The sequence below is a fragment of the Bradyrhizobium sacchari genome (genome assembly GCF_002068095.1).
Lineage (GTDB): Bacteria > Pseudomonadota > Alphaproteobacteria > Rhizobiales > Xanthobacteraceae > Bradyrhizobium > Bradyrhizobium sacchari.
Genome location: NZ_LWIG01000026.1, coordinates 528,990 through 550,570, shown reverse-complemented (window position 1 = coordinate 550,570; position 21,581 = coordinate 528,990). Strand labels below are relative to the sequence as shown.

General features: G+C 65.6%; 24 protein-coding genes. 12 read left to right on the top strand and 12 right to left on the bottom strand.

The window, feature by feature from the left end; all coding sequences use genetic code 11:
• The first annotated feature begins 70 nt into the window (after positions 1-70).
• The 3 genes from A5906_RS26650 to A5906_RS26640 all read left to right on the top strand — a co-directional run bounded on the left by A5906_RS26650 (position 71) and on the right by A5906_RS26640 (position 3,033).
• Complete coding sequence (locus tag A5906_RS26650; protein ID WP_080138201.1) at positions 71-844, top strand: SDR family NAD(P)-dependent oxidoreductase; 774 nt, start codon at positions 71-73, stop codon at positions 842-844.
• Positions 845-980: 136 nt separating this feature from the next.
• Positions 981-1,655, top strand: coding sequence for a response regulator transcription factor (locus A5906_RS26645; protein WP_080138200.1), 675 nt, complete (start codon positions 981-983; stop codon positions 1,653-1,655).
• A 1-nt stretch (position 1,656) separates the two neighbouring features.
• Complete coding sequence (locus A5906_RS26640) at positions 1,657-3,033, top strand: sensor histidine kinase (RefSeq protein WP_080138199.1); 1,377 nt, start codon at positions 1,657-1,659, stop codon at positions 3,031-3,033.
• A gap of 224 nt (positions 3,034-3,257) precedes the next feature.
• Here A5906_RS26640 and A5906_RS26635 read toward each other — a convergent pair whose 3' ends face one another.
• The 6 genes from A5906_RS26635 to gph all read right to left on the bottom strand — a co-directional run bounded on the left by A5906_RS26635 (position 3,258) and on the right by gph (position 9,766).
• Positions 3,258-4,547 carry a M20/M25/M40 family metallo-hydrolase gene (locus A5906_RS26635; protein ID WP_080138198.1) on the bottom strand — a complete coding sequence of 430 codons (1,290 nt, stop codon included), beginning with the start codon at positions 4,545-4,547 and terminating at the stop codon, positions 3,258-3,260.
• Positions 4,548-4,828: 281 nt separating this feature from the next.
• The gene (locus A5906_RS26630) at positions 4,829-6,430 is read right to left on the bottom strand and encodes a TRAP transporter large permease (protein ID WP_080138197.1); all 1,602 of its coding nucleotides are present in this window, start codon (positions 6,428-6,430) and stop codon (positions 4,829-4,831) included.
• Positions 6,427-6,966: a TRAP transporter small permease subunit gene (locus A5906_RS26625; protein WP_080138196.1), complete on the bottom strand. Its 540-nt coding sequence runs from the start codon at positions 6,964-6,966 to the stop codon at positions 6,427-6,429. Before A5906_RS26625 ends, A5906_RS26630 begins: the two co-directional genes overlap by 4 nt.
• 306 nt (positions 6,967-7,272) lie before the next feature.
• Positions 7,273-8,307: a GTP 3',8-cyclase MoaA gene (gene moaA / locus A5906_RS26620; RefSeq protein ID WP_080138195.1), complete on the bottom strand. Its 1,035-nt coding sequence runs from the start codon at positions 8,305-8,307 to the stop codon at positions 7,273-7,275.
• 122 nt (positions 8,308-8,429) lie between these two features.
• Positions 8,430-8,918 carry a hypothetical protein gene (locus A5906_RS26615; protein WP_080138194.1) on the bottom strand — a complete coding sequence of 163 codons (489 nt, stop codon included), beginning with the start codon at positions 8,916-8,918 and terminating at the stop codon, positions 8,430-8,432.
• 158 nt (positions 8,919-9,076) lie between these two features.
• A complete protein-coding gene (gph, locus tag A5906_RS26610) occupies positions 9,077-9,766 on the bottom strand; it encodes a phosphoglycolate phosphatase (RefSeq protein ID WP_080138193.1) in 690 nt (229 codons plus the stop codon).
• Positions 9,767-9,916: 150 nt separating this feature from the next.
• On the opposite strand from gph, the gene rpiA reads away from it, so the two are divergent.
• Genes rpiA through gor form a run of 3 tightly spaced genes read left to right on the top strand, consistent with a single transcriptional unit; the run spans position 9,917 to position 12,632 of the window.
• Entirely contained in the window at positions 9,917-10,621 is a 705-nt protein-coding gene (gene rpiA, locus A5906_RS26605) for a ribose-5-phosphate isomerase RpiA (RefSeq protein ID WP_136615496.1), read from the top strand.
• Positions 10,622-10,632: 11 nt separating this feature from the next.
• A complete protein-coding gene (locus A5906_RS26600) occupies positions 10,633-11,184 on the top strand; it encodes a DUF2059 domain-containing protein (protein ID WP_080138191.1) in 552 nt (183 codons plus the stop codon).
• Positions 11,185-11,243: 59 nt separating this feature from the next.
• Entirely contained in the window at positions 11,244-12,632 is a 1,389-nt protein-coding gene (gene gor, locus A5906_RS26595) for a glutathione-disulfide reductase (protein ID WP_080138190.1), read from the top strand.
• A 3-nt stretch (positions 12,633-12,635) separates the two neighbouring features.
• Here the strand turns inward: gor and A5906_RS26590 are convergent, their stop codons facing one another.
• The 3 genes from A5906_RS26590 to A5906_RS26575 form a co-directional block, all read right to left on the bottom strand.
• Positions 12,636-13,775: a hypothetical protein gene (locus A5906_RS26590; RefSeq protein ID WP_080138189.1), complete on the bottom strand. Its 1,140-nt coding sequence runs from the start codon at positions 13,773-13,775 to the stop codon at positions 12,636-12,638.
• Between the two features lie 346 nt (positions 13,776-14,121).
• Positions 14,122-14,307 (bottom strand): hypothetical protein, encoded by a 186-nt coding sequence (locus A5906_RS26580; protein WP_080138287.1) that lies wholly within the window; start codon positions 14,305-14,307, stop codon positions 14,122-14,124.
• Positions 14,308-14,412: 105 nt separating this feature from the next.
• Positions 14,413-16,161: an MOSC and FAD-binding oxidoreductase domain-containing protein gene (locus tag A5906_RS26575; RefSeq protein WP_080138187.1), complete on the bottom strand. Its 1,749-nt coding sequence runs from the start codon at positions 16,159-16,161 to the stop codon at positions 14,413-14,415.
• A gap of 711 nt (positions 16,162-16,872) precedes the next feature.
• Between A5906_RS26575 and A5906_RS26570 the strand changes: the two genes are divergently transcribed.
• From A5906_RS26570 to A5906_RS26555, 4 genes are read left to right on the top strand one after another with little or no spacing between them, the layout of a single operon-like run.
• Entirely contained in the window at positions 16,873-17,334 is a 462-nt protein-coding gene (locus tag A5906_RS26570; RefSeq protein ID WP_080138186.1) for a TerB family tellurite resistance protein, read from the top strand.
• A 2-nt stretch (positions 17,335-17,336) separates the two neighbouring features.
• Positions 17,337-17,699 carry a hypothetical protein gene (locus tag A5906_RS26565; protein ID WP_080138185.1) on the top strand — a complete coding sequence of 121 codons (363 nt, stop codon included), beginning with the start codon at positions 17,337-17,339 and terminating at the stop codon, positions 17,697-17,699.
• A complete protein-coding gene (locus A5906_RS26560) occupies positions 17,696-18,331 on the top strand; it encodes a TerC family protein (protein WP_080138184.1) in 636 nt (211 codons plus the stop codon). Before A5906_RS26565 ends, A5906_RS26560 begins: the two co-directional genes overlap by 4 nt.
• 34 nt (positions 18,332-18,365) lie before the next feature.
• The gene (locus A5906_RS26555) at positions 18,366-18,950 is read left to right on the top strand and encodes a TIGR00645 family protein (RefSeq protein ID WP_080138183.1); all 585 of its coding nucleotides are present in this window, start codon (positions 18,366-18,368) and stop codon (positions 18,948-18,950) included.
• A 21-nt stretch (positions 18,951-18,971) separates the two neighbouring features.
• Here the strand turns inward: A5906_RS26555 and A5906_RS45045 are convergent, their stop codons facing one another.
• A complete protein-coding gene (locus A5906_RS45045) occupies positions 18,972-19,511 on the bottom strand; it encodes a LysR substrate-binding domain-containing protein (RefSeq protein ID WP_245326921.1) in 540 nt (179 codons plus the stop codon).
• 45 nt (positions 19,512-19,556) lie between these two features.
• On the bottom strand, positions 19,557-19,914 hold a 358-nt coding region (locus A5906_RS45040), incomplete at its 3' end, for a LysR family transcriptional regulator (protein WP_245326906.1).
• Between the two features lie 162 nt (positions 19,915-20,076).
• On the opposite strand from A5906_RS45040, the gene A5906_RS26545 reads away from it, so the two are divergent.
• Positions 20,077-20,658, top strand: a complete 582-nt coding sequence (locus A5906_RS26545) for a hypothetical protein (protein WP_080138182.1) — start codon at positions 20,077-20,079, stop codon at positions 20,656-20,658.
• A gap of 151 nt (positions 20,659-20,809) precedes the next feature.
• Positions 20,810-21,187, top strand: a complete 378-nt coding sequence (locus A5906_RS26540; protein ID WP_080138181.1) for a hypothetical protein — start codon at positions 20,810-20,812, stop codon at positions 21,185-21,187.
• A 6-nt stretch (positions 21,188-21,193) separates the two neighbouring features.
• On the opposite strand, the gene A5906_RS26535 is transcribed toward A5906_RS26540, so the two are convergent.
• Positions 21,194-21,568, bottom strand: a complete 375-nt coding sequence (locus A5906_RS26535) for a winged helix-turn-helix domain-containing protein (protein ID WP_080138180.1) — start codon at positions 21,566-21,568, stop codon at positions 21,194-21,196.
• Positions 21,569-21,581 lie beyond the last annotated feature (13 nt).

The window sequence follows — 21,581 nt, the reverse complement described above, 5'->3', positions numbered from 1 at the left end:
AATATCGCAGGGATAGGCGCGCAGAGCCGCTATGTCCGGCTGCGCTCCGCCAGGAATCAGGGAGCGGCGCATGGCGATCGTCTTCATCACGGGCAGCACGGATGGTCTTGGCCGGGCGGCGGCGCAATCGCTGCTCGATCAGGGACACCGCGTGGTGCTGCACGCGCGATCGGCTGAGCGCGCCGCGGCGGTCGCGGACTTCGCCGCGCATGCCGCGGGCATTGTGATCGGCGACCTCAGGAGCGCGGCGGATACGAAGGGCATCGCGGACCAGGTCAACGCGATCGGACGGATGGATGCGATCATCCACAATGCCGGAGTCTACACCGAGCGGAGCCGCGGCGCGACGGCGGAGGGCCATGCCGGCACGCTGGCGATCAACACGCTGGCGCCGTACATGCTGACGGCCCAGATCGCGCGGCCGAAGCGGCTGGTCTATCTCAGCAGCGGCCTGCATCGCGGCGGCGAGGGCTCATTGCGCGACCTCGACTGGACCCGGCGAAGCTGGGATGCGGCGAAGGCCTATGCCGAAAGCAAGTTGCACGCGGTCGCGCTCGCTTACGCACTGGCGCGGCGCTGGCCGCACGTGCTGAGCAATGCGGTCGATCCCGGCTGGGTGCGCACCAGAATGGGTGGTGCGGGCGCCCCCGTGGATCTCGACACCGGACAGCGTACGCAGTCCTGGCTCGCCGTCAGCGAAGAGCCGGCCGCGCTAGTGAGCGGCCGCTATTGGCATCACCTCAGGCAGGAGCAGCCGGCCGGTGAGGCGGCAGACCCGGCATTCCAGGACGCGCTCATCGCGGGACTCAGCGAGCTGACAGGCGTGGCGCTTCCAGCGGTGTAGACTGCGGCTTACATGAGCCTGACAGGGCACAAAAAGGCGGGCGAGCCCGCCTTTTTGCTGGCCGAAACCGTGCGGATGGTGGAAGAGAGCGAAGATGCGGCGCGAGCCGTGTGGTGAGTATGATTGCGGACATGCGATGCGGCTCCTGATCGTCGAGGACAATGCCGAGCTGTCGCGGCTCGTGGCCAGCGGGCTGTCGGCGGCCGGCTATGAGAGCGACATCGTGGGCAGCGCGGCCGAGGCGCGCGAGGCGGTGAGCAGCGTCAGCTATGCCGCGATGATCCTCGACCTCGGGCTGCCCGACGGCGACGGCCTGTCGGTACTGCGCGAGCTGCGTCGGCAGATGGAACCGCTGCCGGTGCTGGTGCTGACGGCGCGCGGCGGCCTGCAGGATCGCGTGAGCGGCCTGCGCAGCGGCGCCGACGACTATCTCGCAAAGCCGTTCGCGATGGAGGAGCTGGTGGCGCGGCTGGAGGCGATCCTGCGCCGGCCGGGCCAGCTGCTCGGCCGCTCGCTGCATCTGGCAAATCTCGTCTACGATACCGAAAGCCGCCAGATCTTCGTCGACGACCAGCCGCGGATCATCTCCGCGCGCGAGACCTCGGTGCTCGAAATCCTGCTGCGCCGGCAGGGGCGGGTGGTGCCGAAGAAAAACGTCGAGGACCACATCTTCGGCCTCGAAGGCGAGGTCGCCTCCAATGCGGTCGAGGTCTACGTCTCGCGGCTGCGCAAGCAGCTCGCCGAGCACGGCGCGAGGGTCGTGATCCACACCATCCGCGGCGTCGGCTATTTGATGGCCGAGGAGAAATAGCGTGTTCGCCGCCCGGTCATCCGCCAGGCCGACGTTCAAATCGCTGATCTGGCGCATCGTGTTCCTGCACATCGTCGCCGTCGCGGTGGTCGCGATCTTCCTGCCGCTGGTGCTGTTCTGGCTGCTCAACTCCGAGGTCGATCAGCTCCATCGCGACGCGATGCGTGCCCAGGCCGAAGTGCTCGCCGAGCGCATCGTCCCGCAGGCGGACGGCAGCCTGACGTTCAACCTGCCCGACAGTCTCAGGGGGCTCTATTCGGAAGCCTATGGCCGGTACCTCTACGATATCCGCGACGAGGACGGACGCGTGCTGTTCTCCTCGCGGCGAAAGAGCGGCGACTTCGCGCCGCCGCGTCTGTCCGAGACGATTTCCGGTGCCGGCGTCAGCCGCGTGATCGAGGGCAAGACGGTGCGCATCCGCGTCGCCGAGGACCTTTCGCATCGCGACGTCATCATCGACGACATCATCTCGAACTTCTTCCGCCGGGTGGGATGGATCACCATCCCGATCCTGCTGGTCCTGCTCGCCACCGACATCATCATCTTCCGCCGCGCGATCGCGCCGCTGTGGAAGGCCTCTGAGGAGGCCAGCAATATCGGCCCGGCGCGCACCGACATCCGCCTGCCGACCGAGCAGATCCCGCGCGAGATCATGCCGCTCGTCACCGCCGTCAACCAGGCGCTCGATCGCCTCGAGGACGGCTTTCGCGTGCAGCGCCAGTTCACCGCGGATGCCGCGCACCAATTGCGCACGCCGCTCGCGATCCTGCGCACGCGAATCGAGACGCTGCATGACGGCGCGGCAAGACAGGCGCTGCATGCCGACATCGAGAGCATGAGCCGCATCGTCGCTCAGCTGCTGGAGATCGCCGAGCTCGACACGCTGGTGCTCGATCCCGGCGAGACCGCCGATTTGCGCGCCGTCTGCACCGAGGTGGTCGGGTCGATCGCGCCGTTCGCGCTCGCCCAGCAGAAGGACATCGCGCTGAAGGGCGCCGATGCGCCGGTGCTGATCCACGGCAATGCCGAGATGCTCCAGCGCGCGATCTTCAACCTCGCCGAAAACGCCATCAAGTTCACCGCGAAGGACAGCTCGGTCGACGTCGAAGTCGGCGAGGACGGTTCGGTACGTGTCCGCGATTGCGGTCCGGGCATTGCCGATGCCGAGCGCGACCTGATCTTCCAGCGCTTCTGGCGCGCCGATCGCCAGCGCAGCGACGGCGCGGGCCTCGGGCTCTCGATCGTGCGCGGCGTTGCCGAAGATCACGCCGCGACGGTGGCGGTGGAGAACCTTCCGGGGGGCGGGGCGGAGTTCACGCTGCGGTTCAGATTGGCGGAGGGAGGCGGCGACGTCGCGTCGAAGATGGCGCGGCATTGACGTTGCACCCTCTCTCCTGTGGAGAGGGTGGCTCGCCGCATTAGCGGCGAGGCGGGTGAGGGGTTCTCTCCGCGAGTCCGACTGCGAGTTCATTGCGCGGAGAGAACCCCTCATCCGGCGCCATAGCCGAAGCTTCGCTTCGGCGTTCTTAAGAAGGCAGCCGTGTGCCGCCTCTGCCACCTTCTCTCACAAGGGGAGAAGGGAAGAGAGCGGCGGCGAGAGGATTATTTCACCTTGCCGTTGGACAGATCCATGATCATGCGCGTGGTCAGGTAGAGGCGCGGCACGATGGAGTCGAGCTTCACATATTCGGCATCGTTGGAATGCGCGCCGAAGCCCGAGAGGCCCATGCCTTCGACCACGGCGCCCTTGGTCTTGAGCGCGGCAAAGGCGGCGTCGGTGCCGCCGCCGGTCGCCTTCTCGTCGACCTTGAGCGACATTCCGAGCTCCTGATAGATGGTCTTGCCGTAGGCCGCCACGCGGCGCGAGGCGTCGTTGGCCTCGAGCGGTGGGCGACGCACCTCGAATTTCAGCTCGACCCTGGAATCGGGCAGCAGGCGGTTCTTGATCTTCGCCTGCAGCGCTTTTTCCAGCTCGTCGAAATCCGTGACCTTGAGCGCGCGCGCATCGGCCTGGGCCGTGGCTTCGGCCGGGATCACGTTGCGGTTGGTGCCGGCCTTGGAGACAGTCCAGTTCAGCTTCAGGCCTTGCTCGGGCTTGGACAGGTCCTTCATCTGGAGCACCTGGTGCGACAGCTCGTAGAGCGCGTTGATGCCGCCCTCGGGCCGTGAGCCCGCATGCGACGACTTGCCCTGCACCGTGAGATAGGCCGAGCCGATGCCGCTGGTGGCGAGCCGCAGCGTGCCGTCGGAGCCACCGCCTTCGAACGAGAACACCACGTCCTGATCCGAGGCGAATTTCGTGATGGTGCTGCGCCAGCCGGGCGAGGAGATCTCCTCGTCGCCATTGGTGAGCACCGTGAGCGTGCCGTACTCCCTGAAGTTCAGTTTCTGCAGCATCGCCACGGTGTGGAGAATGAGCGCGACGCCCTGCTTGTCGTCGGCAATGCCGAGGCCATAGGCCTTGTCACCGTCGATGCGGAACGGCTGGTCCTTCAGCATGCCCTTCAGGTACACCGTGTCCATGTGGGCGATCAGCATGATCTTCTTAGCTCCGGTGCCCTTGAAGGTGGCGTGCACGGCCGGACCGATCTTCTCGGGCGTGTCGTCGAGGCGATAGATGTCGGTGGGCTGCAGGATCTCCACCGTGCCGCCGAGTTGCCTGAGCTGGTCGGCCACCCGGGCGGCGATCTGGTTCAGGCCGTCGAGGTCCCTGCTGCCGGATTCGATGCCGACGAGATCGCGCAGCGTGTCGAGCAGCGGCTGCTGCTCCTTCTGTGCAAGCGCATGGAGATCGGCCACCGGCTCGGCGTGGGTGACGGTGGCGGCACATGCCAGCCACAGCGAGGCGATCAAGGGAGCAACGAGCGAGGGAACAGGGTGCGATCGGGGCATGCGCGGCAGTCCATCGATTGGAGGATGGGCCGGTATGCCCGTCTTCGCGACGCTTGTCACGCGGCGGGGAAACACCTCTCCCCCCTGTGGGAGAGGGTGGCTTCGCGATAGCGAAGCCGGGTGAGGGTTCTCTCCGCGAGTCCGACTCTCACTTGAGCTCGCGGAGACAACCCCTCATCCGGCGCATAGCCGAAGCTTTGCTTCGGCGTTCTTAAGAAAGGCGACCGAAGGCCGCCCATGCCACCTTGTCCCACAAGGGGAGAAGGAAGAAAAGCGCGCACTTACTTCTGCGGCGGGCCGAGATCCAGCGGCGGCAGCTCGATCTGCGGGACCTCGATCTTGACCTTGTCGAGGTCGACGTTGAGCGGCTTGTCGAGCAGGCCCGTGACCACGGACGGGAAGATGATCACCAGCAGCACCATGATCATCTGCAGGCCGATCCAGGGCATCGCGCCCCAATAGATGTCGGAACTCTTCACTTCCTTCGGTGCGACGCCGCGCAGGTAGAACAGCGCGAAGCCGAACGGCGGATGCAGGAACGAGGTCTGCATGTTCACGCACAGCATCACGCCGAACCAGATCAGCGCCGCGTCCGGTCCGACCACGGGCGCGAGGATCTTCTGCGCGATCGGCGCGATCATCGGCAGGATGATGAAGGCGATCTCGAAGAAATCGAGGAAGAAGGCCAGGAAGAAGATGAAGAGGTTGATGAAGATCAGGAAGCCCCAGACGCCGCCGGGCAGCGAGGTCAGGAGATGTTCGAGCCATACGCCGCCGGAGACGCCGAGGAACACCACCGAGAAGCAGGTCGAGCCGATCAGGATGAAGGTGACCATGCAGGTGAGGCGCATGGTGGACTCGTAGCCCTGCTTGATGAGGTCGCGCAGGTCAGGAATGCGCGCGGCCTGGAAGCAGATCCACGCCACCGCGAGATAAGTCACCGCGAAGGCGAGCTTGAAGATCAAATTCTCGCTGAACAGCATCGCGACGATGGTGCCGATGCCGGCGGCGATCACGCCGATGACCAGAACCTTGCGGTCGGTCGAGGTGAAGTCCTTGTGGTGGATCGCGGCGAGCACGATGGCGCCGACCGCGCCCATGGCGCCGGCTTCCGTCGGCGTCGCAAGGCCCATCATCATGGTGCCGAGCACGACGAAGATCAGCACGGCCGAGGGGATGATGCCCATCAGGCATTTCTTCCACAGCGCCCAGCCGGTCAGCGTACGCGCTTCCTTCGGCACCGCGGGCACGTGGCCCGGCTTGATCAGGCCGAGGATGAAGGTGTAGCCGGCGAACAGCATGATCTGGAACACCGACGGGCCCCAGGCACCGAGATACATGTCGCCGACCGACTTGCCGAGCTGGTCGGCGAGCACGATCAGGACCAGCGAGGGCGGCACCAGCTGCGTGATGGTGCCGGAGGCGGCCAGCACGCCGGTGATGTAGCGCATGTTGTAGCCGTAGCGGATCATCACCGGCATCGAGATCAGCGCCATGGCGATCACCTGCGCCGCCACCGTGCCGGTGATGGCGCCGAGGATGAAGCCGACGATGATCACGGAATAGCCGAGGCCGCCGCGAACCGGGCCGAACAGCTGGCCCATCGAATCCAGCATGTCTTCGGCGAGCCCGCATCGCTCCAATATCGAGCCCATGAAGGTGAAGAACGGGATCGCCAGCAGCAGCTCGTTGGAGAGCACGCTGCCGAACACACGGCCGGGAATGGCCTGCAGGAAGTTGAGGTCGAAGAAGCCGAGATGGATGGCGAGGAAGCCGAAGGAGAGGCCGACCGCGGCGAGCGTGAACGCCACCGGGAAGCCGATCAGCATCGCCAGAACCAGGCCGCCGAACATCAGCGGCGGCATCATTTCCAGCGTAATCATTGGGTCGGCCTCTCGTACTTGGCGTCGATCGTCACATAGCCCTGGAGAGCCGCGATACGCTTGATGACTTCGGAAATACCCTGGAGCGCCAGCAGGACGAAGCCGGCGGGAATCACGAACTTGATCGGCCAGCGGATCAGGCCGCCGGCGTTGCCGGACATCTCGCCGACGTCATAGGCCTGCATGAAGAACGGCCAGGACAGATAGGCGAGCAGGAGGCAGGCGGGAATGAGGAAGAACAGCGTGCCGATCAGGTCGAGCAGGAGCTGGCCGCGCTCGGACAGCAGCAGATAGAAGATCTCGACCCGGACGTGCTCGTTGCGCTTGAAGGTGTAGGAGGCGCCGAACATCACCAGGATCGCGAACATGTACCATTGCATCTCCAGCCAGCCGTTGGAGGAGTAGCTGAAGGCGTAGCGGATCATGGCGTTGGCCGCGCTGACCAGGCAGGACAGAAGCACAAGGAGGTTACAGACGTAGCCGATCTTCTCGTTGAGAAGGTCGATGGCGTTGCTCACCGCCAGCAATGGACGCATCTTACTTTTTCTCCGTCGCCGTCGCGGCCAAACACTTCACGGGAGGCTTCAGCGCGCATCGCCAGGCCGGCGTGCGAAAAGCACGCGGCCGCAGGAATCGGTTTTCCGAAAGCGATTGCGGCGTCCGTCCTCCCCTCGTGCCTTGCCGTCTTGACCGCGACCGCCAAAAGGGGCGGGGCCGGCTTATGCTGCCGGGCAAGCAAAGGCGCTGGCACCAAACCAGCGGGCCAACGCGCCGTCAATCGGAAAATGGACAAATTGACGCGCAGTCAAAAGCTTAGGTTGGCGACCGTGGCGCGAATCCGGTCAGCCTCCGGTGACGCTCATGTGCCTGGAGACGCTGGGGCGGTCGTGGCGGCGGTCGATGATGAAATCGTGCCCCTTGGGCTTCAGCCCGATGGCGCGGTCGATCGCATCCGCAAGCAGCATATCGTCGCTCGACGCACGCAGGGGTTTGCGCAAATCGGACGCATCCTCGTGCCCGAGGCAGGTGTGCAGTGTTCCGGTACAGGTGATGCGCACCCGGTTGCAGGATTCGCAGAAATTATGGGTCATCGGCGTGATGAAGCCGAGCTTGCCGCCGGTCTCGGCGACGCTGACAAAGCGCGCCGGTCCGCCGGTGCTCTCCGCTAAATCCGTCAGCGTGAATTGCTGGGCGAGCCGCGCGCGCACCAGCGACAGCGGCAGATACTGGTCGATGCGGCCCGATCCGATCTCGCCCATCGGCATCACCTCGATCAAGGTCAGGCCCATGCCCTTGCCGTGGGCCCAGCGCATCAGCGAGGGCAACTCGTCCTCGTTGAGGTTCTTCAGCGCGACCGCATTGATCTTGACGGCTAGCCCAGCGGCCCGCGCGGCCTCGATGCCTTCCAGCACCTTGTCGATCTCGCCCCAGCGGGTGATCTCGCGAAATTTTTGGGGATCGAGCGTATCGAGCGAGACATTGATGCGGCGGACGCCGCAATCGGCAAGCTCTTTTGCGTATTTCGCGAGCTGGGTGCCGTTGGTGGTCAGCGTCAGCTCGCTCAAGGCGCCGCTCGTCAGATGCCGCGACAGCGAGCGCACCAGCGTCATCACGTTGCGCCGGACCAAGGGCTCGCCGCCGGTGAGGCGCAGCTTCTTCACGCCCTTGGCGATGAAGGCCGAGCAGAGCCGGTCGAGTTCCTCCAGCGTCAGCAGGTCCGCTTTGGGCAGAAACGTCATGTCTTCCGACATGCAGTAGAAGCAGCGCAGGTCGCAGCGGTCGGTGACGGAGACACGCAGGTAGGTGATGGTCCGCCCGAACGGATCGGTCATGGCGCTCGACAGCGCTGCGCGGGGATTCGCAGAAGATCCGTTCATACCAAATGCCTTGTCACTTACGGCGGCGGGCGCACCTTTGCTTCAGCGGTGCTCTGGAAGCAATCTAAGCATCGGACGCGTCAAGGACAATCGGGTGGCATACGTAACTCAGCACCTTTGGATCAGCGTTTACCCGCGTTCGGATCGGGGAACGGCGAGCCTGCGGCGGGTGCCGCGTCGGCCGGTGCCGCGGCGGTCGCGGCCGGCTTCGGCTTTTTCGGCCGGTGCGGTTTCCTCGCTGGCTTGGGCGGCACCGCCGGCTGCAGTTCCGCAAACACCGGGTTCGGATCGGTGGTGACCGAGGCGGGCGTGGTGAAATCGCCGGGATTCTTGACCACGTTCACCGACACGCTCGCCGGCTGGTGCTTGGGCAGCGCGAAGGCGACCGTGAACGGCGCGTCAGGCGCGGGAACAGACACCGAGCAGGGGGTCTTGCAGCCCTGGCCGAGCGAGGTGGTGGCGTCAGCGCCGGGGGGATTGGATTCGAGCCGGACCTGAACGGTCGGCGGGGCTGACTTGAACATGTCCCAGGACATCGAGGAGCAGCCGCCAAGACTTGTTGCCCCCAGGAGGCTCGCTCCCGCCAGCGCAATCGCGATCACACGACGCATGAACCACCCACATTGACTGCGGCGAACCGCCACATCCCCGCGCGGACCATAGGGGCGTCGCGGGGGGCGGGCAACCGGCGCGCCGCGCATGGTTAACAGTTGATTAATGCGGGGGTAGCGTCGCCTTTTTACTGGAGTTTCAGGGCCTTGCCGAACCCCTAGGCGGTCATCAGGCTGCTGGCGGCCGCCGGCAGGTCGCGCATGTGATGGATCAGCCGGTCCGGCTTCAGCTCGGCGATGGGCACGTCCGTGTAGCCGAAGCTGACCCCGATCACGGGAACTCCGGCCCGCCGGGCAACCCCGACATCGGTTCCGGCGTCGCCGACCATGATGCTGGCCTTCACGTCGCCGCCGGCCCGGGCCACCGTCTCCCGGAAGATGGTCGGATCGGGCTTCTGGACGCCAAAGGTGTCGGCGCCGCAGATCGCCGCGAAGCGGCGGCTGAGGTCGAGCTGGTCCAGGAGCCGCTTGGACAGCCATTCCAGCTTGTTGGTGCAGACCGCGAGCCGATGGCCCTGCGCCGCAAAATGGTCGAGCGCCGCCTCGAGCCCGTCGAAGGGGCGGGATTCGACTGCAATATGCTCGGCGTAATAGGCGATGAAATCCGCCGTCATCCGGTCCATGTCCTTTGGGGTGACGGTGCGGCCCTCGGCCTCCAGCCCCCGCTCGATCAGCTTTCGGGCGCCGGCGCCGATCATGTTGCGGGCGGAAGCCATCGGGACCGGCGGCAGGCCTTCGCGGGCGAGCACGTAGTTCAGCGCGGTGATCAGGTCCGGCGCTGTATCCACAAGCGTGCCGTCGAGATCGAAAACGAGGGTGTAGGGGGAGATCGTGGAGGACGAGGTCATGGGCCAAGCGCTATCGGGCCGGCCGGATCGGCGCAAGAGGTGGCGCCATAAGATCAGCTTATGGGCCTGTTCCCGCGCGGAAAACGAGGCTACATAGGCCGCCGCAAGCGGCTATACCGGCGGCACTCTCAAGCCAGAGGCGGGCGCAAATTGAACATGGACCAGTTGAAGCGGCAGGCGGCGGCACGTGCGCTGGAAGAGGTGCGTGACGGCATGCAGCTCGGGCTCGGCACCGGCTCGACCGCAAAGCACTTCGTCGAGCTGCTCGGCGAGCGCGTGGCCGGCGGGCTCAAGGTGATCGGCGTGCCGACCTCCGAGGCGACGCGGGCCGACGCCGAGCGTTGCGGCGTAAAGCTGACCACGCTCGACGAGATCGACCATCTCGACATCACCGTTGACGGCGCGGACGAGATCGATCCCGAGCTCAACCTGATCAAGGGCGGCGGCGGGGCGCTGCTGCGCGAGAAGATCGTGGCCGCCGCCTCGGATCGCATGATCGTGATTGCCGACGACAGCAAATGGGTGCCGACGCTCGGCAAGTTTCCGCTGCCGGTCGAGGTCATCCCGTTCGGGCTCGGCGCGACGCGCCGCGCGATCGAGAAGGCATTTGCGGACTGCGGCGTTTCCGGGCAAATGGCGGTCCGCAAGGCCAAGGACGGCCACGTTTTCGTCACCGACGGCGGCCACTGGATCGTCGATGCCCAGCTAGGACGCATTGCGGATCCTGCCAGCCTTGCCAAGGCGTTGAGCGCGATTCCCGGCGTGGTCGAGCACGGATTGTTCATCGGCCTGGCCAGCTCGGCCGTTTTGGCGGGCGGCGGGGGAATCCGCGTGATTGAACGGCGAAAGCCCTAAGGAGACTAGAAATGAAGAGCGTTTTGAAATTGTTGCCGGCCGCGGCCGTTGCTGCTGGCCTCGCCGTCTCGGCGGTCCCGGCGATGGCACAGCAGGCGGCACCGGCCCAGCCCAAGGCGGCCGCCGCGCCGGCCCAGCCGAAGTCCTCGCCTGCAGCGATTGCCGCGGCCAGGGAGATCCTGCAGATCAAGAACGCCACCGGGATGTATACGGGCGCCGTGCCCGGCCTCGTCGAGAAGACCAAGATCGCGCTGATCCAGCAGAACCTGAATTACCAGAAGGACCTCAACGAGGTCGCACCGATCGTGGCCCAGCAGCTCCAGGGCCGCCAGAACGAGATCGGTGAAGGCATGGCGCAGATCTACGCCAGCGAGTTCACCGAGCAGGAGCTGAAGGACCTCGTCACCTTCTACAAGTCGCCGCTGGGCAAGAAGCTGATTGACGCCGAGCCTCGCGCCATCGGCCTCAGCATGGCCTTCATGAACTCCTGGGCCCAGAACTTCTCCGAGACCGTGATGGGTGCCTTCCGCGCCGAGATGCGCAAGCGTGGCAAGGAAATCTGACAGTACCTATCTGAGAGAGGTAGCTGATCGGAACGCCCTGGAAGAGGTCGGAGTGGACAATGGCTGAATTCGACGTCGACCTCTTCGTCATCGGTGGCGGCTCGGGCGGCGTGCGTGCCGCCCGCATCGCGGCCGGTCACGGCGCCCGCGTGATGATCGCGGAAGAGTACCGCATGGGCGGCACCTGCGTGATCCGCGGCTGCGTGCCCAAGAAGCTGTTCGTGATCGGCTCGCATGTCCGTCACGAGATCGAGGATGCCGCCGGATTCGGCTGGACCATCCCGTCGGTGAGCTTCGACTGGGCGACGCTGATCGCCAACAAGGACAAGGAGATCGCGCGTCTTGAGGCGGCCTACACGACGAATGTCGAGAAGTCGGGCGCGCAGATCGTCAAGAGCCGCGCGGTGATCGAGGACAAGCACACCGTCCGCCTGCTAGCGGACGACAAGAAGATCACGGCCAAGTACATCCTGATCGCCACCGGCGGCGCGCCCAACCACGGCGCAGCGATCCCCGGCATCGAGCACGTGATCTCGTCCAACGAGGCATTTCATCTGAAGAAGCTGCCGAAGCGGATCGTGATCCAGGGCGGCGGCTACATCGCGCTGGAGTTCGCCGGCATCTTCGCCGGCTTCGGCTCCGACGTCACCGTGATCTATCGCGGCGACAACATCTTGCGCGGCTTCGACGAGGACGTGCGCGCCCATGTCCGCAGCGAGATGGAGAAGCAGGGCATCACCATCCTCACCGGCTGCACGGTGGCGAAGGTCGATCGCCATGGCGACGAGTTCACCACGCATCTGTCGAACGGCTCGAGCGTCGCCTCGGACCAGGTGATGTTCGCGATCGGCCGCCATCCCAACGTCGCGAGTCTCGGCCTCGAGAACGCCGGCGTCGCCATCAATCCGAAGAATGGCGGCATCGCGGTCGATCATTTCTCCAAGAGCTCGGTCGACAGCATCTATGCCATCGGCGACGTCACCCACCGGTTCAACCTGACGCCGGTCGCGATTCGCGAGGGCCATGCCTTCGCCGATACCGTGTTCGGCAAGCGCGAGGTGCAGGTGGATCACGCCAACATCCCGACGGCCGTGTTCTCGCAGCCGGAGGTCGGTACGGTCGGTTTGACGGAAACCGAGGCGCGTGCTCAGTTCAGCCACGTCGACATCTACAAGACGACGTTCCGTCCGATCAAGGCGACCATGTCGGGCCGCGACACCCGCGTGCTGATGAAGCTCGTCGTGGACGGTTCGACCGATCGCGTGCTCGGCTGCCACATCGTCGGCGATTGCGCCGCCGAGGTCACCCAGGTGGTGGCGATCGCGGTGAAGATGAAGGCGACCAAGGCCGATTTCGACGCGACCATCGCGCTGCATCCGACCGCGGCCGAAGAGCTCGTCACCATGCGCACCCCGACCGCGCGCCATGTGCGGCAGGCGGCGGAATAGCGCCTACCCGTACAGGTACCCGACCGGCTTGCCTTCGGTGCGGAGGGGACGGATGTCCTTGTGGGTGATGATCTGGCCGGCGAGGCCGTCGATCTCGTCGCGCTGCGTCGGCGTCCAGCTGCGCAGCTCGTTCATGCCCTTGAGCAGGCCGAGGCGGAGGACCTGGGTGTTTTCGCCGACGCCGACCAGGCTGATGGACTCCTTGCCCGCCGTCACCACGTCGCCGGCTGAGAGCTCAAAGCTCTCGCCGGACTTCTTCTTGAACTCGGCGGTGCCGCGAATGACGCGATAGATAACGACCTCGCCCTTGGCGAAACAGGTCGCGTCCGCAGCGGCAGACGTGCTCTTCGGCAAAAGTGCGTGGCCCCGCGGGTCGGTGGCGATGATGTGGCCGGTGACGAGATGCCCGCTCGGAATTTCGATGCCGATGTCGCGGACGTAAACCGGCATGCCCGATTTGATCGAACCGTCGGTCAGTGGCTTGAACAGAGCGTCCAGTGCCAGGGGATCCTGAAGCCAGAAGCCGGCGTCGGCCGGACGATCATGCAGCGGATGGCTCCAGGCCACGCGCGGCGTTTCGTCCTCGTTGATCTGATCCGGGCCGACAATGGTGGGGTTCGGAAAGGTCGTGGGATCGGTGATGAAGGCTTCGAGGAATTTGCCCGAATAGCCCATCGAGATCGGATCGGGCACCACCGTCTGCGGCGTCTTCAGGTTCTCTTCGGTCGACAGGCCCGACCAGGTGTAGAACAGCTGCCGATGCACGATCGCGCTTTGCAGCATCACCGCGCCGGGGCCAACATTGTACCAGCGCCCGTCATAGTCGAAGGTGAACGCGCCCGAAGTGACCAGCACGAGCTGGAAGCCGCCGGGCGGAAGATGCAAATGGAAATCGGTGGGGCCGGTGTCCGGACGATAGATCGGAAGGTTGGTCGCGACCTCGTGCAGCAGGAAAGTTTCGTTATTGGCGTGAAAGCCCTCGTTGGCGCGGTTGTAGAGCGCCTGCGGCCGGTAGGTTGCCTCGAACTTTGCATTCTTGTCGCGGTCAATCGCGACGAAGTCCTGATCGTTCAGGCGAAGGGGTGCGCCATCCGGACGAGTGAGGCCGGTGAATTTGAGATCGCCCGCAGCATGCACGTTCATGGCATTCTCCGATGTGAGGCCGTCATCCCGGAGCCGGGCGCACGCATCTTGCTGCTCCTGTGGAGGGAGGGCAGGGAATTCGGCGTAACGCTGTCTTGCGAATTTTGGGCCAGTCGGCGCGAGGCGCCGCGCGCGGGCGCTCCGGCCTCGCGCGGCGAGAGAAAAATCGAGGTCGCGCCTGAGGTTAGATAGCGCGGTTCGCCGGCCGGCGGCCCCTGTTCGCAAAGCCTGCACGCCAGGTCGAGGAGCGCATTTTGTCTAATTTGTCGGCATGTCCTGCAAAGGACATGCAGGCGCGCAGGTCGCGGGGACTGGCAAACGCCGTCGGTTCAGCTACCGGGACGACTCATTCGAACGATTGACGCACGCTCCGTTCGGGCTTGCCGGACGGGCTGTCCGCCCACTTCGCCATGTCCATCGCGCGCGCGTCGATGCCTTCGCACCAGAGGCAGCTCAGCTCCGCGCGGCCCTTGGCCGTCAGCATCGGGACAAGGGGATGGCCGCAGCCGGCGCAGGACGTGATGCTATGCATGCGCTTCTCCGCGATCATCGAACTCATGGACGGCATTTTCGCTGCCGAAGCTTGCGCGGGCGCTATGACGCATAAAAACTCTCCCGTATCCATCGCTGATGACTCCTACAGATCGATCACGATGTCACCTCGCGGGCGTGAGCAGCAGATCAGCACATTGCCGTCCGCCGGCGGGTCGAGCGGATCGGGTACGTAGCTGACCTCGCCGGCGACAAGCCCGCTCTCGCAGTTGTGGCAGACCCCCGTGCGGCACGACCAGCGCACCGGGACGTCGCAAGCCTCTGCGAGCTCGAGCAGGCTGGCATAGGATGGTGCCCAGTGGACATTGAGGCCGCTGCGCGCGAACGACACCATCGGTCCCGGGCCGGGAGCTCCGGCCGGCAAATGTGCTTGCACTTTCGGCGCAGCGGCGATGCCTGGTGTTAGCGAGGGCTTGCTGCCGAACAGCTCGGTGTGGATGCGATCGGACGCGACGCCCAACTCCGACAGGCTGGCCGTGAGGTCGCTCATGAAGGCGGCCGGTCCGCAGAGATAAAAGTCGCCGTCGCGAGGTACGTTGAGCCGTTCGAGCAAGCGCCGGTCCAGATGTCCGGTGCTGTCGAAATCCGCACCCGGACGGTCGGCCGGATCGGGCGCGCTGAAGCAGATATTGGTGTGATGGTGAGCGAGCCGGGCGAGCAGCCCGCGCGCCTCGGCGGCGAACGGATGCTCGCGGCCGTTGCGAGTGCCGTGCAGCCACCAGACGTCCCGCGTCGCGCCTTCAGCGGCGAGCGCGTGCAGCATGGCTAGCACTGGCGTCACGCCGATGCCGGCGCTGAGCAGGACGACGGGCCGGGTATCCTGCCGGAGCGTAAAACTGCCGCGCGGCGCACCGAGCTCGACGACGTCGCCAGACCTGAGCTCGTCGGCGACATAACCGCTGGCCGCGCCGTGCGTCTCCCGCTTGACACTGATGCGATAGGACACGGCATCGGTGCGCCGCGACAGCGAATAGCTCCGCGTCATCGCGGATGGGCCGAGTCGCACGATGACGAACTGGCCGGGCAAGGCGGTGGCGACGGCGCCTCCGTCGGCGGGTTCGAGGATCAGCGATGTCACAGTGCTGCTCTCGGCGATTTTGTGCGCGACGCGGAACGGCCTGAAACCCCGCCAGGCCGGCGGCGGGCTTGCGGCCGGCCCGAGCCCGGCGTTCCCCGAAGCCGGTTTGTCCTTCTGCTGCTCGAGCAGCGCCGCAAAGGAATGATTCCAGCCGCGACTCAGCGCCGGAATTTTCAGCGCGCGTTCCAGGCGCTCGCGCGGATGAGGCGGCAGGTAAAGCAGCGCATTGATCTCGGACACGCTCATGCTCTCAGGACCGCTCGTGATCCGCGTGATCTCGTCGCCGGCCTCGACGTCGCCTTCCTCGATCACACGAAAATAGAAGCCGGGCCGGCCGTGCTTGACCAGCAGCGAGGGCATGTCAGGCTCGTCCATGCGAATACCGAGCCGGTAGCAGGTGACGCGCGGCTGCGTGACTTCGAACAAGGCCGAGCCGATCCTGTAGCGGTCTCCGATGCACACGTCGGTGTCGGCGAGTCCTTCGACGGTGAAATTCTCGCCGAACTGACCATGAACGAGATCCGGTCGGCCCAGTTGGCCCTGCCAATAGCGATAGGATTCGACCTGATAGACGAAGACTGCGCGATGCTCGCCGCCGTGACCCGCGGTATCGCCCTGGCCGTCGCCGTCGATGTTGAGGCGGCGTACCCTGCGTCGTCCTGAGACGGGACGCTTCCAGATGCCGGTGTGGACGGTTCTGCCTTGCCAGGCGACGTCGCGCGGCAGGCCGACATTGACGGACAGCAGACGGGCCATGAACAATTCCCCCGGGTAACCAGCGCGGCTCCGCAACCCGGCGAATTCCAGATTGCTGCAGCGTCAATCTGCATCCAGATCGGGGTTTTAGCCCGTTAGTGATTGTTAGACGTTGCTAGATTGCCTTGCGACCGGCCCGGTTCGCTCTGTCAGGTAGCAGCGGTGCTCCCGCGCACACGCCGTCATTGCGAGCGCAGCGAAGCAATCCAGAGTTTTTCCGTGGAGGGCTTCTGGATTGCTTCGCTGCGCTCGCAATGACGGTGTTGAAACAGGCATGCAGCCCCCGTGCCCCGGACGCGGCGCTTCCCCGGCGATGCGAAGCATCGTCCAGTAGCGGTGCGCTGCAGAGCCCGGGCCCATGTTGCAGCGGAACGCGTGGCTTTCCGGTGCGCAGCAGCGTTGTACGCTGCAGCGCGTCCGGGGAGCGGCGTGCGCAACTGCTTAACCAAACATGGCAACACGGAACCGATGCGGCGGCTGGTCGCAGCCGCATCGCCTTGATTCCGACAGACCCATCTTTATCTCTGGCGCGAACAAGAATCCGGGCCCCTCTGGCGAGGACGTCGACCAATGTCGGCAAACCTCGCGATGTCGGATGACCTGTCCCGCGCCAATGCGATGGATCGGCCGATCGTCGGGCCTTCTCGAGTTCCTTCCGACACGTCGTCCCATCGCAGCTCCGCGGCCATTTCGCTAGCCAAGGGTGCAACGATGTCTGACGCAAAATACTCAAATCCAATCGAGCTCGAGATCGCCGAGCCGTCAAGCCTGAACGAGCAGGCCGCGGCCGCGTTGGTCATTGCCGGCGCGCTGGTCGCGGTGGCCGACCGGCGTGTCTCGCCGGTCGAGCGCGACGAGGTGATCCGCTTCATCAGGGATCGCGGATTGGCGCCCCATATCGGCGACGAGCGGCTGTCCGCGATGTTCGACGAACTTGCGGAACGATTGGAGGAGCCGGATTTTGCCAATGTGGTGATTGATACGCTGCGGCCGGTTTCGAACATGCCGCTGTCGTCGCATCTGATCGAGCTGTCGGAGCGCGTCGCGGCCGCGGACGAGGACGTGCATCCCCATGAAGTGCAGGCGATCAAGCTGCTGCGGCTTTTGACGCTGGTACTGCCGCGGGCAAAGCAGGTTGGGCCGGGTGCGGTGAGCATCGCCCCAAAGGAGTGAACATGAGTACAGCTTCGGACGAGTCTACGACCGGGACCGAGGGCGCGGCCAGCCAGATGGCTGGCGGCGACCCGCGCCTCGACAAGCTCGTCCGCCGCCTGCCACCGCGCATGGGCGACACCGTCACCTATCTGCTCAAGCCCTCCAGCCGCTGGGTGCGCATCCCCTCGGGCGCGCTGCTCGTCGTCGGCGGCGTGTTCTCCTTCCTGCCGGTGCTCGGTGTCTGGATGCTGCCGCTTGGACTTGCGCTGCTCGCCGAGGACGTGCCGGCGCTGCGCTCCTCGCGGTCCAAGGTCCTCGACTGGGTCGAGCGCAAGAAGCCGGGATGGCTCGATCCGTCCGCAGCGAAACATGATCAATCATGACCGAATTCATCACCACTGACGCGCTGACTGCGCTGCTTCAGGTCATCCTGATCGACCTCGTGCTCGCCGGCGACAATGCCGTCGTCATTGGCCTTGCCGCCGCGGGCCTTCCGGCCGGGCAGCGCCGGCGCGCCATCATCGTCGGCATTGCCGCCGCCACCGTGCTGCGCATTGCCTTCGCCGGCGTCGCGACCCAGCTCCTGCAAGTGATCGGCCTTCTGCTCGCCGGCGGCGTGCTGCTGCTCTGGGTGTGCTGGAAGATGTGGCGTGAACTGCGCGAACAGGCGCATGCGGGCGAGCTCGCGTTCGGCCATGCCGGCGGGGCCGGTGCCGCGCCGGTGCAGCGAAAGACCTTCGGCCAGGCCGCGGTGCAGATCGTCGCCGCCGACGTCTCGATGTCGCTGGACAACGTGCTCGCGGTCGCGGGCGCCGCGCGCGAGCATCCCTACATCCTGGCCTTCGGCCTGCTGCTGTCGGTCGCGATGATGGGTGTTGCAGCGGATCTGCTCGGCCGGGTGCTGCAGAAGCAGCGCTGGATCGCCTATGTCGGTCTCGCCATCATCGTTTACGTCGCCTTCGAGATGATCTATCGCGGCTCGCTCGAGCTTGCGCCCGTGATCGCGAGTCTCTAAGCGCACGCGTCCTGCCTGCATTCCGGAGTGATCAATGAAGTCTGAACCCAAAGCACATTTGGTTGCGCCGTCGCCGCGGCCGCAAATCGGCCCATTCGCGCAGCTGATCTTCGGCTCGCGCTGGCTGCAGGTGCCGCTCTATGTCGGCCTGATCATCGCGCAGGGCGTCTACGTGCTGCTGTTCCTGAAGGAGCTCTGGCACCTCGTCGTGCATTCCTTCGACGCCAGCGAGCAGCAGATCATGCTGGTCGTGCTCGGACTGATCGACGTCGTGATGATCTCGAACCTCCTGGTGATGGTGATCGTCGGCGGTTACGAGACGTTCGTCTCGCGGCTGAACCTGAACGGCCATCCCGACGAGCCGGAATGGCTGAGCCACGTCAACGCCAGCGTGCTCAAGATCAAGCTGGCGATGGCGATCATCGGCATCTCCTCGATCTCGCTGCTCAGGACCTTCATCGAGGCCGGCAATCTCGGCACCACGCGCAGCAATTTCACCGAGAGCGGCGTGATGTGGCAGGTCCTGATCCACCTGACCTTCATCATCTCGGCGATCGGCATTGCCTGGGTCGACCGGCTCAGCGAGAACGGCCACCGCAAGCAGGCAAGCCACGGCTGAGCGCGAGCGCGCTTGACGCGATCACGAGGTCGGCGGATAGGCCGCGTTCTCCCGACGCTCGCGCTCGCCCAGTTCGCGCACCAGCTCTTGAAGAAATGACTCGGTGTAGGCGGGCAGGGTGCGCTCGGCGCGGACATAGATGCCGAGGTCGGACCAGACCGGGCTGCCGGCATTGTCGAGCGGCAGGAAGACGAGCTGGCTGTCGCGCGACAGACGGCCGATGCCGAGCTGGGTCTGGAAGGCGACGCCGACGCCGCGCGCGGCAAGCTCCCGCATCAGGTCGATCGAGTTGGCCTGGATCGCCGGCTCCGGCGTCTCCGAGAGCTGCGCGATCAGCGGCTGCAGCAGATGATAGATCGACAGCTCCGGCAGCGCGTTGATGACGGGGAAGGCGAGGCATTGCTCCAGCGTGACCGTCTTGCGGCGCGCCAGCGGATGCTCGCGCGCGACCACGGCGCCGAGACGAAACCGCTTCAAGGCGACCTGCCGCAGGTCGGGCGGATGGCGGAGCGCCATGGCGATGCCGATGTCGGCCTCGCCTCGGCTCAAGGCCTCCAGCACGTCCGCCGATCCCTTCACCTCGGTGGTGAAGCTGACGCGGCGGNNGGGCGCGGCCGCGATGGGCCGCGATCAGGTCCGGCAGCACGGATTCCGTCAGCGATTCGATGCAGGCGATGCTGACGCTGCCGTGCCAGGCGCCGGACAGGGAGGCGACGTCCGAGCGGAAGCGGTCAAGGTCCTGGAGCACGTTCATGACATGCCGGGCCAGCATCTCGCCGACCGTCGTCAGCGTCAGCCCGCGCGCATTGCGCTCGAACAGAGGTGATCCAACCTCTTGCTCGAGCTTGAGAATCTGGCGGCTGACGGCCGAGGAGGCGACGTTCAGGACGCGCGCGGCCGCCCGGATCGAGCCGGTCCGGCGGACGGCATGGAAGTACTGGATGGACGGTGAGTGAAAGCGCATGGGACCCCCGTCCCAACTATAGCCGCTGCCGAAACGGCATCAACCCGTACGAAATTCTCTGCTTTTCGAGAGCGCTCCATCACCCTAGGTTCGCCGCCGGCTTGGCCGGCCCTGCCGGGGGAGACGCCACGCCTTGCGCAACGACGCGCCAGGGGATTTGGGGTGGACGAGAACATTGTTGTTTGCGAGCCCGAGGCCGTGCCGGAGACCCGTCTGGTCGACCGCCGCCGCGCCGCGGCCTATGTCGGCGTGACCGCCGGCCGCTTCGAGCAATTGGTGCGCGACAGCGTCGTGCCGCCGCCGGTGATGGTGGACAACAAGCGGCGCTGGCCGCTGGCCTTGCTCGATGTCGCCAAGGCGGCGGTCATCAGCAGCATGCCGTGCCTGCCGGCCATCGTGGCTGACGCCGTCATTGAGGGGCGTCCTTTCGAGCGCGACCCGACGCCGCCTTCGCACGAATTGCCCGATCAGGAATGGTTCGAGCAGCGCGCGCGGTTCGTGCAGCGCGTCCGCCGCTCGCTGCTGTCGGGCAACGAGATCCGCCTGCTGCGCGAATTCAAGCTGCTGAAGCAGAACGAGATCAGCATGTTCGGCTATTACGGCAGCTTCGAAGCCCTGATGGTGCGCGGCTACATCGTCGAGACCGCGCGCAAGCCGCCGTCGAGCCGTCCGCTGGTGACCTATCGCCTGACCGAGCGCGGCGAGCAGGTGGTGGCGGCGCTGAAGGACGAGCCGCTGATCTGATCGGCCGCGTGGCGCTGCCAGGACCGTGTCGCCGTCAGAAATCGAAGCCGCGCTCCCCGGGTTCGAGACATTCCAAAAGAACCGGCTGGACCCGATCGCACGTATCGCTATATCGTATAGGATATAGCGTAACTGCGCTCCGGGGTTCTCGATGGAAATCAAGGTCAGATCGCTCACGACCTGCGAAGTGGCCGCCGATGGCGGCGCGATCTCGCTGGGCTTCGAGGACGTGACGGGGAATCCTGCGGCCGTCAGCGTCTCGCTCAACCAGGTCGGGGCCCTCATCATGACCCTGCCCGGACTGCTCGAGGCGGCGCTGAAGGCGCGCTACGGCGACCAGGGCCTGCGCTACGCCTATCCGCTGGCGTCCTGGGTGCTAGAGCAATTGACCGACACCACCCAGCGCATCATCACGCTGCAGACCGAGGACGGCTTCAAGGTGCGGTTCTCGATCCCGAAGGCGGAGCAGAGCCTGCTGGGGGAGGCGCTGACGCAGCCGATGCCGGAAGCGGCGGTAAGGCCGAACTAGCTGCCATCACGATTTGCGCGACCTGGCGATGTCGCTCCTGAGCGCTTCCAGCTCCTTGTGCACGGCGCGCGCGGCCTCGCGCTCGATCTTGCGGTAGCGCGCGACAAGCTTCTCACCGAAGGGCGTCAGCATTGCGCCGCCGCCGTTCTTGCCGCCGGCCTGCGGCTCGACCACGGCATGTCCGCAGATGCGCTTGATCTCGTCGACGAGGTCCCAGGCGCGCTTGTAGGACATGTCCATGGCGCGGCCGGCGGCCGAGATCGAGCCCTGCTCGCGGATCTGTTCCAGCAGCTCGATCTTGCCGGGCCCGATCCGGTGGTCGCTGTCGAGGTCGATGCGAAGGCTCAACTGGGGAAGCGGTTTGGCGCTCGCGCGCGACATGATTGGGATCTCT

Bases quoted from the DNA above. Each gene is read 5' to 3' on its own strand.
- A5906_RS26560 (WP_080138184.1), top strand. From the start codon at position 17,696: ATGACCGAATTCATCACCACTGACGCGCTGACTGCGCTGCTTCAGGTC.
- gph (WP_080138193.1), bottom strand. From the start codon at position 9,766: ATGACCTCGTCCTCCACGATCTCCCCCTACACCCTCGTTTTCGATCTC.
- A5906_RS26625 (WP_080138196.1), bottom strand. From the start codon at position 6,966: ATGCGTCCATTGCTGGCGGTGAGCAACGCCATCGACCTTCTCAACGAG.
- A5906_RS26615 (WP_080138194.1), bottom strand. From the start codon at position 8,918: ATGCGTCGTGTGATCGCGATTGCGCTGGCGGGAGCGAGCCTCCTGGGG.
- A5906_RS26590 (WP_080138189.1), bottom strand. From the start codon at position 13,775: ATGAACGTGCATGCTGCGGGCGATCTCAAATTCACCGGCCTCACTCGT.
- moaA (WP_080138195.1), bottom strand. From the start codon at position 8,307: ATGAACGGATCTTCTGCGAATCCCCGCGCAGCGCTGTCGAGCGCCATG.
- A5906_RS26570 (WP_080138186.1), top strand. From the start codon at position 16,873: ATGTCTGACGCAAAATACTCAAATCCAATCGAGCTCGAGATCGCCGAG.
- A5906_RS26540 (WP_080138181.1), top strand. From the start codon at position 20,810: ATGGAAATCAAGGTCAGATCGCTCACGACCTGCGAAGTGGCCGCCGAT.
- A5906_RS26635 (WP_080138198.1), bottom strand. From the start codon at position 4,547: ATGCCCCGATCGCACCCTGTTCCCTCGCTCGTTGCTCCCTTGATCGCC.
- A5906_RS26580 (WP_080138287.1), bottom strand. From the start codon at position 14,307: ATGCATAGCATCACGTCCTGCGCCGGCTGCGGCCATCCCCTTGTCCCG.
- A5906_RS26645 (WP_080138200.1), top strand. From the start codon at position 981: ATGCGGCTCCTGATCGTCGAGGACAATGCCGAGCTGTCGCGGCTCGTG.
- A5906_RS26555 (WP_080138183.1), top strand. From the start codon at position 18,366: ATGAAGTCTGAACCCAAAGCACATTTGGTTGCGCCGTCGCCGCGGCCG.
- A5906_RS26630 (WP_080138197.1), bottom strand. From the start codon at position 6,430: ATGATTACGCTGGAAATGATGCCGCCGCTGATGTTCGGCGGCCTGGTT.
- A5906_RS26535 (WP_080138180.1), bottom strand. From the start codon at position 21,568: ATGTCGCGCGCGAGCGCCAAACCGCTTCCCCAGTTGAGCCTTCGCATC.
- A5906_RS26565 (WP_080138185.1), top strand. From the start codon at position 17,337: ATGAGTACAGCTTCGGACGAGTCTACGACCGGGACCGAGGGCGCGGCC.
- A5906_RS26600 (WP_080138191.1), top strand. From the start codon at position 10,633: ATGAAGAGCGTTTTGAAATTGTTGCCGGCCGCGGCCGTTGCTGCTGGC.
- A5906_RS26650 (WP_080138201.1), top strand. From the start codon at position 71: ATGGCGATCGTCTTCATCACGGGCAGCACGGATGGTCTTGGCCGGGCG.
- gor (WP_080138190.1), top strand. From the start codon at position 11,244: ATGGCTGAATTCGACGTCGACCTCTTCGTCATCGGTGGCGGCTCGGGC.
- A5906_RS26575 (WP_080138187.1), bottom strand. From the start codon at position 16,161: ATGGCCCGTCTGCTGTCCGTCAATGTCGGCCTGCCGCGCGACGTCGCC.